This is a genomic window from Agarilytica rhodophyticola, assembly GCF_002157225.2.
Classification (GTDB): Bacteria; Pseudomonadota; Gammaproteobacteria; order Pseudomonadales; family Cellvibrionaceae; genus Agarilytica; species Agarilytica rhodophyticola.
In genome coordinates this window covers 38,553-53,870 of sequence record NZ_CP021745.1, presented here as the reverse complement: position 1 = coordinate 53,870, position 15,318 = coordinate 38,553, and the positions used below count along the sequence as shown (strand labels likewise).

Sequence of the window (15,318 nt, the reverse complement as noted above, 5' to 3'; positions counted from 1 at the left end):
CCGCTACTCGACTCCAACATACATTGAGGTAAAGGATATTGTATCGATTATGCCGTGAACTAAAATGATTGGCCATAAATTCTTTTTTAACGTCAAGTACATGATTCCAAAAGCAATTCCGATAAGGCCTGTTATGATAAAACCACGCAAGCCTTGATAACCGGCATGCCCATATGCGAAAACGGTAGCAGCGATTAAAATAGCTAATGCTGGTGCAATGTAAACTCCTGAAAAGGCCTCTTGTAATCTAGTGACTAAGTATCCACGAAAAAACATCTCTTCGCCGAAAGCAGCGGATGTCCACACTATAGCTAACCACATTAGATAACGAGGTAAGTTATTTCTTACTTCGCCAAAGCGCTCCTCAATCCCTTCAGGAACCTGTTGTAAAAATTCGATCTGAAATATTTCTGCCACTCCTAATACTGATCCGACGGCGGCAGCAAATGCTAAAAATACAAAAAAACACTGAGGAAGCAACAGCAGTTTTATTTTTAATCCAACTAAGGGTTTGAGCCCGTACATGGACCAGTCCCTGTTTTGATGCCCCATATAAATCGTCAGTAATACTAAAGTAGTTATTAAGGTAATGGGGCCTGCATATTTCCATGTCCATAAAGAGACGAGAAGCTTACTCATTAGTGCGAAAGCGATAAAGCCGAACACCTCAAAAAGAATAAAAGCTCGTTTGGATAGCGTCATGAAATACTCCAGACAAAATAAGGCTGAGGGCGCTGGCATACTGCACCCTGAGGTTTAATAGAAGATAACATCGGGCTGGCTCAAAGGGGTGCTGTCACACCCTAAGGCGAAGAAACTTTAATGTTCGATTAATAAATAACTGGCAATACTTGTATGCAGTTTAACCAGAGCACGTGATATATACATGGACATGGTAATACCTATTGCGCCAACTAAGGTAGTTACAGGAAAAAAGTACCATTGGATATCTATTTCCAAGTGGGGAGCAAAATAGTGAATTATGGGGTCGAATACTGGAGAGGCCATCAATGCCAGCGAGACGATAAACAATAAGCACCCCAAACTAAAATAGGTCACGCTTAGAGGCAGTTGCAAGGCCTCGTATAAAGAGACTTTCCACCCTTGCGGTGCTTTGATAGAGTTTATCAACCCTTGAATCAGGCTTCTATTGGTTAATCTCCTTGCATCTTGCCTCGCTGGACGCCTTGGCATTCGAACATCGAGTAAAGCATTGATTAATAGGCCTTCAAACAGAGCAAGGTGACCTTGAATATTTAGAAACAGAGCAAGTAAAGGCGTTCCGATAACAACAACAGACAACACGAGACTGGGTAAACCAAACAAAGCGAGCCATGCAAAGTAAACCATGCTCAATGGAAATGCGATAAAAAAGTAGCCAAGAGCTTTATAATCTTTGAGGCAAAACAAAGGTTCGAAAAAGCCATTAAAACGCGGGCGCTGAGTATTATAACCATTGAGATACTCCTGAGAATCTTGCTCCATCTGAATATATTGAGAAGCGATTTCCCCTGGACTGCCATAGTTTTCTACAATGTCCTCAATTCTACTGGCTGAATTTTCTTGCAGGGCGTCGTATAAATGGTGTTCCGCATCATACAAAACATCCTGAACAAATCCCGCTGGTTGTCCACGCAGAGCTTGCTTCAGTTCGGATAAGTATGCGCGAATGGTGTCATGATGTTTATTCATTGTCTTCACTCCTATCTAAAATCTCATTCACCCGCATCTGGATCGACTGCCAAGTTAGTTGCCATTGTTCGAGCACTTTTTGTCCTAAAGGTGAAATACTGAAATATTTCCTGGGCGGCCCGCTTTCCGACAATTTTACGTCGCAGTCAATTAACCCTTTGCTGTGTAAGTTTCTCAACACCGGATAAATTGCCCCTTGTTTGCCTTCGTTACTTTGTTGAAATTGCTTAGCAATTTCGTATCCATAAAGTGGTTTCTTAGCCTGGCTAATGATGGACAGTAACATTAGCGCCACGGTGCCGCCGTTGAGCTCTTTCTGAAACTTTTTAACTTGCTGCTCCAAAATATCATCGTCATTGTGGGAAACTTTTTTGTTCGTCATTATTGCTAGTGTTTAGTTGATAGTAGTAATAATATAACACTAGTGATAACTAAACACTAGCGCTTTATTCGTCAACACAGGTTGACGATTGTGAAATCGTCAATTATAGTTGACGCCATGAACGATATAGAATCTTTACCACCGGCCTCTAATCCAGAAGAAGCCCTTGCTGCTGTTGTAGCTTTGCGTCGTATGGCAGAACAGTTGGAACGTAAAGCTGTTAAAGAAGCCATTGAGCAAGGCTGGAGTTGGTCACAAATAGCGGCAGCACTTGGAGTTTCAAAGCAGGCAGCTCATAAGCGCCATTCTGCCAATATCTCTAAACCTAAAACTGATAACTAAGGTGTATATGATGTTTAACAGAGTCATGCTTCGTTTTCGAGATATGAAAACCATAAGTAGATTAATAACTGGAGCTGATGAACAAGCTCATATTAGCGGGGAAGAAATGCCCGGCGCTGAACATTTCGTTCTTTCAGCTTTAAATTTGGAAGACGGTAGTGCGAAAAGAGTGTTTGACAAAATTGGCATAGATACAGAAAAGTTTAAAAATGCTATAAATCAACAATACGCTAATGCTCTTGCTTCTATTGGTATAGATAATAAATTAATTCCAGAGCCACTAGAGTCAAATAAAATACTTCATAATGCACAGCCATCAGCTCAAGAATTAATGAGATCGCTTTATACTCTCAAGAAAAGCGATAAGCTACGCCCTTTACTAGGAGTTCATGTTATTAATGCCGCATCTAAAATCGAACAGGGAATTGTAGCCAGAGCATTTAAAATTTTGGCTATAGATAAAGAGAAGTTAAATTATTTAATTAAAGAGGAACTTGAATCCTGTTAGTAAACTTTTTTGTATAAAATATCTGTAGCCAAAACGACAGGCGCTTTTCCACTAAGTCCAGTAGAAATAGGGATTTTTACAATTAAACTGTTACAAGAGTAACTTAGGGGAAATTGCTGGTATACCTACACCACTAAATAAACGCCATATACCAAACTACTTAGATTCTCAGGAATACATGGCCCATACTCCCTATATGCAACTATCGAGAAAAGGATCTGGTCTTTTCTTTTTAAACTACAACCTTGAAACTATAATCCCTTATGAGAAATTTATTGACAACTATCCATATATAAAGTGTGAGCCGCTCGAATTTCTTTACCAGACTCACCGGAGCGTCTGTGCTATGGATAAGCTCCTGTTTGAAGACCTCACACGGCACTGTTGGAGATCGATTAGTTGGGCAGCATGGATTGCCCTAGTCACGCCTTATCCTAAGAGATATATGTTGAAGCTTCTTTCTCTTGACTTAGGTGAGCGTATTAGAAATCAGTGGTCAGTTAAGTCTGCTGTCCTTAGACTTAAAGGCAAGAGAAACAATCCTGAGTTTGATTCTTCTTTAAGCAGGTTCCATAGCTATTTAAATCAGCTTCCATATCGTCGAATACCACTACGGAAATTTGACCTATACAGTAAAAAATCAATATCCCACTTCGAAGATTTAAAATCTGAATTAAGGAACATATATAAAACGGAAGGATCTGATCCTGCAATATCTTTTTTGAGGACAAGAGACAAACTACCAAATGAAGTTCCTTATGCCGAATGGTTAAGTAAGACTACGACTCATCGGAATAAGCTAGAAAAAATATTTTCTGTATTTAAATAGATTCTTAAAGTGAGTGCTTTCACCCAGCTTGTAAACTAACTAGCGAAGGATATTTACTCAAAAAGCTCCTAAAGTCTCTATATAAAGTAGATTTCGGAAATAGATATATAAAAGTATCGAATATGAATGAGAAACAAAAAAGTAATAACAGACAACAATATAGGGATCTTGAACAACTACTTAGTTTGCGAATTAGCAAAAAATTTAAATAAATACTTGTTGCCAAATGTGCCCAAGAGCACTATTGACAATAAACTGTATTTAGCATCAGGTTCCAGTAGCGAAATATAGGAAAAATTTGAAATGACGTATCTTTATTTAGATCCGATGATTTATGTTCCATACGAGCTGGCGCTTAAAATTTCCACCTGCTCAAATGAACACACCCCTCCCTGTTCTATCTTCTTTAACCTAATCCCCTTTCGCTTGGCGTAAAAACTTGCCTTTTATACAAAAAATATTCATGTGTGCCAATAAAAGATTAAATGTCGTGTGAGTGGGCAGCTTTCTTTATCGGTATTAGACCAAAAATTAAAAAGAGAGCACAATGGATATACTCGAAAAACTAAAAGTATTATTTGATTACGACGCCATAGCGACAGTTTTTGTTACCTTGTTTTTTATCTTTGTTTTTGCAGTAGTGATACAAGGCGCGAAAATACCTTCAACCTAGGTGTTAGGTTAATGAAGCTTTAAAGCTCGACAGAAACATTGATACTTAGTGCTAAAGCGGTCTGACAAAAATTCCATACAAAAATTTATAGAACGATAATATTTTTAAATTAACCCCCTTCATTCTATAAGCTATTAGAATCAATCTTAATTGCCAAAAATTAAAACGATAATTAATTTTAAGTAATAATTATTATATTTGTTAAACACTGTTGATAAAAGTGGCAGATAAAGCAACCTTAACACAACAATGAATTTTTCTATCTTAAATAAAAAATAATAAAAATAACGTCAAAAAATAATTAAAAATAAGTATTGCCATAAAAAAATCATATTCAATATGACAGCAAAAAAAACATCTCATTAAGGTGCTAACAAAAAAATAAAAACTTATACCTATATTTGGGTAGTGTATACCAACGAATTCTTACATTAGTATTCGCGGAGTTCTCAGTTATCTACATAAAAATTTATTTAGTAATGATAAAAAATGACTAAATAAATTTTTAACTATTTGTTCTCATAAGAGTGATACTAATGAATAAATACGACAATAGTAGAAATACACATTTTCGACTCGGTATACTAGGTAGTGCTATTGCATCAATCTTCTGTTTAAACACATATGTTTTTGCAGATCCTATTGATCCAGCGGTAAATAATGTCACACAATTTTTTAGTCAGGAAACGCAAGTTAACTTTGATCTGTATGCAGACTCTGAAAACCCTAACTTAGTTTGGTACTCACCCCGCTTTGGAAGTATTGCGTTAAATCGTCAACTTAATCCAGATTTTGCTGTTAACGTTGAATATCCAAGTGATGGCATTTTTGCTGGACAAGCACTGATTGATATTGAAGGTAAATTAGACACCAGCGGTATAGCGACAGAAATTATCGACCTAGAGCAGGAAGCTAAGTTACTTGGTTATGATATTGCGCCTATTCGTATAACCGCAGCAGACACAACATTTTTAGTGGCAGGCTTCCCGGTAGGTAGTGATGGCCGTATCGATGCCCAGTGTGACTCACAAGTGATTGATACACCCTTTGGCCCAGTATCAGTCCCTTTTTGTCAAGCTACAGATAAAGATGGAGTGGTAAGACCGCTGGACTTTTTATACTCTTTTACCTCAACACCTCCAGTCAGCGGTACTTCTATCTCTCAAAATATACCGTTTGAAGGAACAACTCTACCAGGGTGGGAGTTCCCCATACGAGACCTTATGAGTTTCGGACAAAGTTGGGATCAGTTATTCCAAGTAGTAACCAACTGGACAATTAAAACTATATCTGAAGTTGATGTTGCCAGGGTATCTGTTACTTGGCCAATTCTATTCCGAGAGCTAAGCACTTACGTCTCCAACTGCCGATGGTCGTGCACACAAAACGAAATTAATTTCTTATACGAAGAGTTTTTAAATACGCCAAGTGACTGGGGATTAGTGATTAATTATCGTCAAGTCGATGGCAGCTACGGGCCTATACCTGCAAGTCAAAATCAGCGACTGCAAACCAAAAATAAACTCGTAGATGTTCTAGGCCCAGAACTGTTTGTTGCTTTTGTCGATGATGTTGTCATCCCAACATTTGGGGAGCTGAGAAATATTGGGCCCCTAGCAAAAGCAAGCGCTTCATCCACTTTCTGTTCGGGACCAAACCCATCAGCACATTGCTATAGTCCAAGAAGAGCAAATGATGGTAATACAGATACATCACTTGGTGGTTTCAGTAGCTGGACGAATGCTGGTGGCCCACTCCCCCAGTTTCTAGAACTCAACTGGCCAGAAGATTACGATATACATAAGATAGATGTGTACACAAGTGAAGGTTTTCCTATTAGTGATTTCGATCTTGAAATACTTAATAAAGAAAATGGACGCTGGGAAAATATTGCCACGGTCAACAATAATACATTATTAAAAATTACAGCCTTTAGCGGGCGAGCGATAACCAATAGGTTACGTGTTCGCGCTAGACGCGGGCCAGATCGACAAACAATATATACCAGAATTAATGAAATAGTTGTCACTGGGCGCGAAGTATTGCCCAACATATCCGAACAACAAACATTCTTTACCTTACGTTCAAATATCGAAAAAATATTACGTCAAAGCCCGGAGATAATTCAATTGAGTTCCGGTGACCCCAATACGCTTAGAACATCGTCAACGCTAATGTATCTTCAATGTATGACGGGCGGATTTGGAACGCCCGTAACCTGGGCGGAAAATCCACGCTGTGGATACAATGCGACAACTAATATAGCAACTTTAGCGACTGCATCAGCAACGTCCAGTTATTGCCCAAGTCCAAGCGCAACTGAACATTGTTATTTTCCATCACGCGCCAATGATGGCATTACCGATACCCGTTTAGGGGGACAATCTAGCTGGTCTAATGACCGTACGCCAACACTTCCTCAGTGGTGGCAATTGCAATGGCCTTCTCGTGTGAGAGCTAACTCAATAACCGTTTACACCAGTGAAAACTACGAGATTCAAGATTTTGACATTCAATATTTTGACGATATTACCCAAGCATGGATAACACTCAAAGAAGTGCGTGGCAATCAAGATATCGTTGTAAAGACAGACTTCCCAGAGGTAATCACCTCACGAATACGCATCATGGGATTGAAGGGACCTAACCGACAAACATTTCATGTGCGTCTTAACGAAGTAGTAGTAGAGGGTAGACCAGAGTAAATAGCGATTAACCAGGCAATAGCTATTGCCTGGTTAATACGCAATATATGGATATATCGCCATTGGTTCAAAGCCAATGCGAGACCCATAACATCAAGGTATTTCGCATAATATCGCTAGGTTAATCACTAAGTATTTGGTCGTAATATCTCGCAATAAAGAATAATTGCGGCCACAGGTTTAATACTAACAACCATACATCTTTATGTTTGTTAATCGCGCAAAGATACATGGTGAATATCGTAAAGAATTATTTTTATCGAGCTTAACTCGGTAGAAGTGATAAAAAGTGAAAAATAATCTTTTTAACATCTATAACTAAGGTGAATAAAATGGGAAAGTTTTTTAAAATGCTAGCGGCTTCAAGCCTAGCAATACTAACACTAGATTTTGCTAGTGCGGTTCCGGTTAATCCAGAAGAAGTCAATATTTCTTCACGTTTCAGCACTGATGTTCAGGTCAATTTTGAACTTTATGCTGATACCGACGATGATAAGCTCGTTTGGTACGTGCCTAGAGGCGGTTCTATCGCCATGCTTGGTAACTCAAACAATCCAGTACCAAGATTTAATGCCACAGCTTTTACAGAATTTAGCGGTGTATTCGCAGGACAAACAGTGGCATTGCTTGGCGGTTCTTTTTCAACTGCAGGTTTTGCGCCTCTTCGTGATCTGCTTGAAAGCGAAGCACAAGATTTAGGAATGCGTATTGCTCCAGCTCCAGCTCGTTTAGCAACCACTAAGTTTATTGTAAGCGGGATTGAAACAGGCAATAGCTTAGATGTGGATTGTGAATTCGAAACACTCATCATTACCGACCCTTTTACAGGCATCAGTCGAGAAGTTAAAATGCCTAAATGCTCTGTCACCTATGAAAATGGTAATGAGCAACTGGTTGATACCATGCAAAGATTTAATTCGATTGTGCCAGCTGGTCAGACATCTGTGCTCACCAGTATTCCTTTCCAAGCGAAAACTACACCTGAATACGCATTGGTTGCGCAAAATAACCTTGCTGTAGGTGCAAACTTTGATGAGACGCTTTCTGCTGTCGTCGACTGGGAAATCTTTACAGAAGCTCTTACAAAAACAGCACGTTTTACAATTAACTTTAATCAAGTTTTTGAAAAAGCGACGACTTTTGCTGCAATACATAATTGGGCTTGTGTCGATATTGAAGTATCTACTTTCTTTCAACGTTTAGTGCGTGATGGAGATATTAAAGTTGAATATCTAACTGGGAATAATGTCTGGAGCACTGTAGCACCATCTGACAACGACTTTGTTGGTGCCGTTGCAGAACTTGAAAAATTAATTCGCGACGAAATTTTCACTGAGATGCGATCTTATGCACAACCAAACCTTCCCAATGTTAGTCGAGAAGTAAACTCATTTTTTACACTTCGAGCTAATTACGAAAGACAAATATTCCGTGTCAACGAAACGCGTATATTTAACTATAATCCCGGCCCACAAATTAAAACAGCTAGAACTGACATGTTCCTAGGCTGCTTGAATGGTGGTTTTGGTGTGCCAGTACAAGCATCAAATACGCCAAACTGTCGCGCACTTTTTGGTATTGAATAACATAAATCCAATATTGAGGACGGCTTTGCTGTCCTCTTCAGAGGAAAAAATATGAGAACGTTAACGGCTTTTATTTTAATCGTCTATAGTGTACTTGGTTTTGCAAGTTCAGCTCCCGTGGTAATGGACTTATCGGAGTATGATCTCGATAATCGAGAAGAGTTTGAGCAGTTTACTTTTCTTCCAATTGTAGGAAGTTCGACACAAGGAACTTTTGTTTATTCTTCTTATAGTAAAAATTTACTAGGGCCAACATCTGTTGGTTTCGGCTGGAAATCAGTGGTACTAAGCATTTTACCAAAAGCCATTGGAAGCGAAGCCTACGACAACTTCATCATTGCCAATCATATTATCGATAGACGTATTAATTTAATTCCTTCTGATTCAGAACTATGCAAACTGACTGAAGGCGCAGAAAGTTCATTACGTGGTATTGGTGCAATATATACAACACGCGTCCTCTTTGGTGGTTATCCAAAAGCTTGCTCGCTTACTGTTAGATTCTTTTTATACCCACAAGGTCCCAGCGAAGATACCATACTTAATATCCTATCTGCCCAAGGAAGTGTGGCATTAAAATATTCTTTAAGCTCCGAACCAAGGCTTGTGGCAACAGTACAGTTCCATGAAATTATTAGAGTGTTGATCGATCTCGGCGCATTGGTTGAAACGCCATCAGGGGCATTTGAAGGTGTATCTGAAAGTGTCCTCAATCAGGCGATGTTGATCGACCCGGAGCTATTTGGCGGAACGGATAGTATCCCGTCGGTATCATGGGAATTGTTTATTAACAATTTAGTATTTGATGAAGGTTTTGTACGAGTAAATTTGACAGAGGAGAATCGCATATTGATTCTAGAGGAGCCGAGCATTCATATAGTTACGGTAGATGAAGAGTTGTAATCTAATGTTAAGAATTTTTTTACTACTTTTCATACTGGTAGATAGCACAGCACAGGCTATTCATTTCTCTAAAGATACTGAATGTGTCGGCTGCCATCTACCTGAAAGAGGTAATGTTGAAAAGCGTTTTCCTTCCGGTTTTGGCACATGGGATGATTCCCAATGCTATGGCTGCCATGCGGAGCTAGTGGAGGTATCCATGAACGTTTTAGAAGGAAAGGAAGATAAACGCCTGTCGTCTTTGCCAATTTCTGATGAACGTATAAGGAACATACGTCATCATCCTCTACCTTATTTGACCACAAAAGAAAAGCCTTGGGCACATAAAAACAAAGACAAATTAACAGCAGATACTCTAATACAATTCCTTAAGCGCCCACATGGTCGCTGTATGCAGGATGACTCATGTTATGCCCCTCGAATGATGGCATATCCAGACACAAATAATTTGATTTCGACAAAAGCTCCGAAGCAAACATATACACCTGAATCAACAAAGGAAGGAGCCGCCATTTTTGCAGCTAAATGCCAAAGTTGTCATGAATTTAGTGATATTTCTGGTTATGATAAGGTTGCATTAAGTTTATTCTCATCCGAGTGGATTTATGAATATGCAAATTCAGATGGCCTCGAAGTTGATGGCCGGCAAATGCCTAAGATAAATGTGTCAAAAGAAGAAGCACGAGCATTATTTGGCTTTTTCCAGAATTCTAGAGGAATCAAAGAAGCTGAAGTTGATAAACTTGTTAAGCAAGTGCTTGTGAACTTTAAAAATAAAAATGAACATATTTCTGATCGAAGCATTGAATATGTATGGAATGAATTTTGGCGTGAAGGCGATTGCGTTCATTGCCACGCCATTGGCGGGCGAGCGAGTAAAGCTTTTGATACCTCTTTGCCCGGTATTCTCGCATGGCTAAAAAATAATAGGCCAGAGGAGTTAGTCGAACGACTACTCATACGGCATGTCGAGAAAAGGCTTGGTTTGGGCTCATCTACACCGGGTATGCCCATGACCAGAGAGCCTATACCCCTCGAAGGCATAACTATAGTCAGTACATGGATCAATCATGGGTGTCCTGATCTAGATAGAAAAACCCATTGTGTTAGGCATGAGAAAAATAACAATGTCTTAATGACGGAAAAACAAACTAAAAATTGAGTAGATATTAAGCATGACACCATATATGAAACCGAGGTGCCTTTCATATTGTTCTAATCTATGGTCTCGAAGCTGGTTCTTTAGAACAGCGGTACCCGGAACAGTAATATTAGCGGCTTCAATACTACTTAATGGCTGCGGTGGTGGTGGTGGTGGTAGTAGTAGCGGCAGTGGAAATGGTGGCACGCCATCTCCAAGCCCAAGTCCAGTTGCAGGTTCGGCTATTAAAATTCGCGATGTAGAAATTAATTCCCTACCCAATAACGCAAGTCAAATTTCTTTTTCAATTGAATCTGTAGAACTAGATAGTTCTGCGGGTATCATGTGTCGATGGCAATCTAATATAAACGACACCATCAGTGCTAATATTGATTTTGACTGTCATGTGGGTAGCGAAAATCAGCTAGAGTTTGCGAATCCTACTCAGGGAGACATTACAGGTCGGCTTAGCGCGGATGCTCCTGGTGTATCATTGCAAGCGCTGGACGTTGAATACATAGTAGAAGCTAACAGTAGCACAGGACAATTGATAGATGTAAGTGCTCAATTTGATACTTCCTTGGCAAATCAATTCTATTTATTGAGTGAATCGGGCTTCCCTCAAAGATTACTGTATTTGCCGAAGAGAATGGAGCTGCGTTCATCACCGGGAATCGCTTCTGTGAGTAGCGGGAATAATATTAATGCTGTGCTGGAAATATTCTTACGCAACAGTACTACTGATTGGATATCACAAGAGCAGTTAACGTTTAATACACGTTATTCTCTAGGCACTGATACTCAGGCCCTTGCTGCGGCTGCCCAAAATCAGAATTTTACCGAACTAAGAGAGTTGAGAGTACAACCTCCCATTATCCATTTATCTCGCAGATACGTTACCGATATCTCAGCAAACCAGTTACAGGTAAACTGTGATAATTTAAGCCAGATAATTAACAATAAAACCGTAACGCTGCTCGATTGTACAATAATGGATACTGCCACACCCAATGAAAAGCAGACGATCAATTATATTGGAAATGTATTATATGAGGACGCTGATTTTGATCCGGGCCAAATTAGCTCTCATGAAAATATTCGAGGGCTATTAAATGTTGAATATACATTACCAGGAACACTTGAAATTAACGACCTCTTCAGCGCACAAGCAGCAGATCTAAGCACCACTTTCCAGCTCTCTTTTGAGTGGCCAACGATTTTCGATAATGTCACGCATTTTTCCGTAAGTTTTGACTGGTCTTTGATTGTTGATACATTAATCACTGAAATCAACGCCGGCATGACACAATGGACACAAACCACACTTAATACGTTGGCACAAAATTTAATAGCTGATGGCTATATTGTTGTGCAAGATAACCCTTCTGAAGGAAGTTTAAATAATGCCATTGTGGAGGAATTAAAGGAGGAGCTTTTTGTTGAGATAATATCGGCGAATAATATGGAACAAACATTATTTTGGGTACCTAGAATTCGGTTCGAAAATCTATCGAGTCAAATACCGGAAGTTATTGAAATTCAACACTATCAACGATCTGAAGACCTTATTAGTCATTTAAGGCTCGACTGTTTGGGTGCACCTGATACTAGCAATCATATTTTCCGTGTCCCCAATTGTTAATATTTTTTAGTAATGTGATACGAGACTCTTACATTTAGTTTAATAGCCGGTATCACATTTATTCTCATCTTTATCCATTCATTTTTTATTAATAGTCAAGACACTATATTAGTGACTCAATTGGTTCTGTCGCAGATATTCGATGTTTAGAGGATAATTGTTATCTTTTCATTCGAATAATATTTTTATGATTGATTTTAAAGGTACCCACTACCCCAAGGTCGTTATTCTCTATGCTGTGTTTTTCTATGTCCGATACGGCGTCTCCTAGGGATCTAATGGAGCAACCCTCGAAAATGACTAGTAAAGCTTTTTTGTTTGATTTATAGTCGTATTCTTGAATAACGATCTCTTCTCGAAGAGAAGGGGTTACCGATATTAGAAGTCGCTCAACAACTCAATGATTTTTTGTCAGAATCAGACACTGTACTCTATAGCGATGCCCACCGCTGGGATGGCGATTGGATAGATACTTTATACTTTGCAGCTAAAATGGAACGACATTTTTACATCGACTCGATCTACGATTTGATCGACGATGATAAGAAGAAGGCTTTTGATTCACAAAAGGCTCTATTAGCTGAATCAGGACGCTTCCAACACCACAGAGCCGCAGACGATGTCCTCATGATCAGCAAGGCCTTCCTTCATGCAACCAAGCCCCTCTAACTCCGGAACTCTCATTTTAAAGTCCGTTTTGCACAACATTTCGTCGATCGGACATCTTATGGTTAAAACGGCACTAAATAGGATCCTTAGGATAAGAGTTTATATTTATTTTGTACTGTGTTACGTATCATGTATTTACATGTTATTTATTTGTTTTTTCTTCTATAAGTTTATACTAATTTAATACTAAATAATCCCTCATTAACTCATGCCAGAGTGTTTTTTGATCATTAAATAGCTCTAATTTGTACACTAATAGTGCCTAACGAAGAACCCACAGTAATCCAGAGCTGTTCCGATCATGTAACCTTTTAACTCCTATCATACAGGGCAGTTAGAACCTTATCGGATCTTCCATTTAGATCCATAAGGTGCCAATTAATTAATGAGCATGCCGAGATATTCAAAGCTTCAGTATTGAATGTTAGAGTTGGAAATAACGCTATTATTCTTACTATTAGTAAAGAAGTGTAAGGCCAACCTCTATGGGTAGACGTTCGGAAGCCGAAGAAAGAATCAATAACGTATACAGGGAAGAGGCAACATCTCTGTCTCTCAGTCGCTTGGGGATGGCAGATCTGCCAGAAAGCTTATGGACGCTTACAGAACTCACATAGCTCATCACTACTAAATGCCCGCAAGCCTATCAGCAGCAACGCTTGATCGCGAGAATGCGTTAGTAGCGCGGTGCAGTTATTTATCGAAATTGCGGCAGCGAGTTGTTTGTCTAGCCACCCAACCAGCAATTCCAAATCTTCAAATTGAAGTGGTTTAACCTGCTTATACTGTCGCTGGTTAAGTTTTATCATAAGTTTTTGGCGTTTTCTGCATCTTTCTACACTAATGATATATTACATGAGAAAGGATAAAGAAGAATGACTATCACTAATGGGCAACGTTATGGAAATTATGATGTTTTTCCAGAACGGGCAACACAAACTAATCCTACTAGATGTCCATACGATGTTAGTCGTAGTGTTGTCAGCTCTTGGTTTCCTGCTCGGGGAGCCAGTGCCTCTCGGCCTGTTATGTCAAGTACTTCTGACTTCTTAGCTACTGCTGATAACGCGTCCTCATTGTCTTCACGAGCACAAGCTTCATCGCCACGAAAAGAGTCTATTTTTGATAAAATTTTGGCTATGAAACCAGAAGAAATACGTAATCTTGAACTTACTTGGTCGAGGTCTGGAGATATTAGACCTTATAAAAATCATGAGAATTGGAGCACAATAAAATCCAATAGAACAGAATTTTTTCAAGGTAGTAGGAATATATTAAGCTTAAGTTCTGTAACTCCCAATACATATTTATGGACCAAAGATCTTAACCCATGCGTGGCGCTGATGGCTGTGAGTGGGAAGAGTGTTACGTGCATGCATGTTGACGCGTTAAACTGCAGCTTCAGATCAAATATCGACAGGTTAAAATATGAAGATCCAAGCAAAATATCTATTGGAATAGTGGGTGCAAATGATCAAGGGGCGGCATCGAAGGTTGTTATGATGTTAAATCAGCTTAAATGCATAGGGTTATCAGATAATGTAGATATGATGGCTATAGGCAAAGGGTTTTCTTCTGCTCTATGCGACCCTAACTCTGAAAACTATAAATTCATGGTTGGAAAAGAGTAACGCTTATTAAGTATTTATAATTACGAATTGAAGTAATATTTGATTGACTAAGCAGGTTTAACCTCTGAAAACACTATATTGTCAGAGGTTAGTATCACACAAAAATCCACCATAATTATCCTACTTCATTAGATCTAACTTTACTAATTCTCATATTATGATAAACACCTATCAATTTTGTGAGGAGTCCTCCGCATGGCTAAAACCCCGAGCATTTCCATTACCGACGTGGCGAACTCTACAACCGAGTCAAAACACCGTGGGAAGCCCACTAACCCTTATCAAATCCGTCAATTCCTGAGGGCTGGTAGTTACAAGCAGATCAAAACCTATCGATTCGGCTAAATGAAATCGCCCACCTTGAACAGGCCTTACGCGAAAAAGAGGCCGCCTATAAAACCAAATGCCGACATCTTTAGAGTACGACCACACATAACCAAGGACTATCTGAAGAAATAATATTATTGCGAGGCAAGCAAGAAACCTAGGAAGCTAAATTGCAGGAGCAAAGACTTGAAATAAGCTCACTTAAGACAGAGCTGGAGATTGAGAATGGTGTGTTTGATAAGCTGGGTGCTGGGTGAGAGAATCTCTGAAGCTTTTACGGTTCTAAAC

General features: G+C 39.2%; 14 protein-coding genes and 1 pseudogene. 12 read left to right on the top strand and 3 right to left on the bottom strand.

Features of this window, described 5'->3' with window-relative positions:
* Positions 1-3 precede the first annotated feature (3 nt).
* The 3 genes from BVC89_RS28555 to BVC89_RS28545 form a co-directional block, all read right to left on the bottom strand.
* Positions 4-702, bottom strand: coding sequence for a CPBP family intramembrane glutamic endopeptidase (locus BVC89_RS28555; protein WP_158658190.1), 699 nt, complete (start codon positions 700-702; stop codon positions 4-6).
* A 117-nt stretch (positions 703-819) separates the two neighbouring features.
* Positions 820-1,692 carry a sensor domain-containing protein gene (locus BVC89_RS28550; RefSeq protein ID WP_103654365.1) on the bottom strand — a complete coding sequence of 291 codons (873 nt, stop codon included), beginning with the start codon at positions 1,690-1,692 and terminating at the stop codon, positions 820-822.
* The gene (locus tag BVC89_RS28545; protein WP_103654364.1) at positions 1,685-2,074 is read right to left on the bottom strand and encodes a PadR family transcriptional regulator; all 390 of its coding nucleotides are present in this window, start codon (positions 2,072-2,074) and stop codon (positions 1,685-1,687) included. Before BVC89_RS28545 ends, BVC89_RS28550 begins: the two co-directional genes overlap by 8 nt.
* A 117-nt stretch (positions 2,075-2,191) precedes the next feature.
* Between BVC89_RS28545 and BVC89_RS28540 the strand changes: the two genes are divergently transcribed.
* From BVC89_RS28540 to BVC89_RS28485, 12 genes and pseudogenes are all read left to right on the top strand, one after another.
* Entirely contained in the window at positions 2,192-2,416 is a 225-nt protein-coding gene (locus BVC89_RS28540; RefSeq protein ID WP_103654363.1) for a helix-turn-helix domain-containing protein, read from the top strand.
* 7 nt (positions 2,417-2,423) lie between these two features.
* The gene (locus tag BVC89_RS28535; protein ID WP_103654362.1) at positions 2,424-2,924 is read left to right on the top strand and encodes a Clp protease N-terminal domain-containing protein; all 501 of its coding nucleotides are present in this window, start codon (positions 2,424-2,426) and stop codon (positions 2,922-2,924) included.
* A gap of 1,376 nt (positions 2,925-4,300) precedes the next feature.
* On the top strand, positions 4,301-4,426 hold the full coding sequence (locus tag BVC89_RS30660) for a hypothetical protein (RefSeq protein ID WP_281261012.1): 126 nt from the start codon (positions 4,301-4,303) through the stop codon (positions 4,424-4,426).
* Between the two features lie 536 nt (positions 4,427-4,962).
* Positions 4,963-7,131 carry a galactose-binding domain-containing protein gene (locus tag BVC89_RS28525; protein WP_103654360.1) on the top strand — a complete coding sequence of 723 codons (2,169 nt, stop codon included), beginning with the start codon at positions 4,963-4,965 and terminating at the stop codon, positions 7,129-7,131.
* 332 nt (positions 7,132-7,463) lie between these two features.
* Entirely contained in the window at positions 7,464-8,717 is a 1,254-nt protein-coding gene (locus tag BVC89_RS28520; protein ID WP_103654359.1) for a hypothetical protein, read from the top strand.
* Between the two features lie 51 nt (positions 8,718-8,768).
* Positions 8,769-9,620, top strand: coding sequence for a hypothetical protein (locus BVC89_RS28515; RefSeq protein WP_103654358.1), 852 nt, complete (start codon positions 8,769-8,771; stop codon positions 9,618-9,620).
* Positions 9,621-9,624: 4 nt separating this feature from the next.
* Positions 9,625-10,782, top strand: coding sequence for a c-type cytochrome (locus BVC89_RS28510; protein ID WP_103654357.1), 1,158 nt, complete (start codon positions 9,625-9,627; stop codon positions 10,780-10,782).
* 13 nt (positions 10,783-10,795) lie between these two features.
* Positions 10,796-12,403 (top strand): hypothetical protein, encoded by a 1,608-nt coding sequence (locus BVC89_RS28505; RefSeq protein WP_103654356.1) that lies wholly within the window; start codon positions 10,796-10,798, stop codon positions 12,401-12,403.
* A 187-nt stretch (positions 12,404-12,590) separates the two neighbouring features.
* Positions 12,591-12,671, top strand: a pseudogene (locus BVC89_RS28500) (IS6 family transposase); the annotation flags it as partial.
* Positions 12,672-12,811: 140 nt separating this feature from the next.
* Positions 12,812-13,072 carry a hypothetical protein gene (locus BVC89_RS28495; protein WP_245929453.1) on the top strand — a complete coding sequence of 87 codons (261 nt, stop codon included), beginning with the start codon at positions 12,812-12,814 and terminating at the stop codon, positions 13,070-13,072.
* Between the two features lie 485 nt (positions 13,073-13,557).
* Positions 13,558-13,689: a hypothetical protein gene (locus BVC89_RS30655; RefSeq protein WP_281261011.1), complete on the top strand. Its 132-nt coding sequence runs from the start codon at positions 13,558-13,560 to the stop codon at positions 13,687-13,689.
* 258 nt (positions 13,690-13,947) lie between these two features.
* Entirely contained in the window at positions 13,948-14,703 is a 756-nt protein-coding gene (locus tag BVC89_RS28485; protein WP_103654353.1) for a hypothetical protein, read from the top strand.
* The last annotated feature ends 615 nt before the right edge of the window (positions 14,704-15,318 follow it).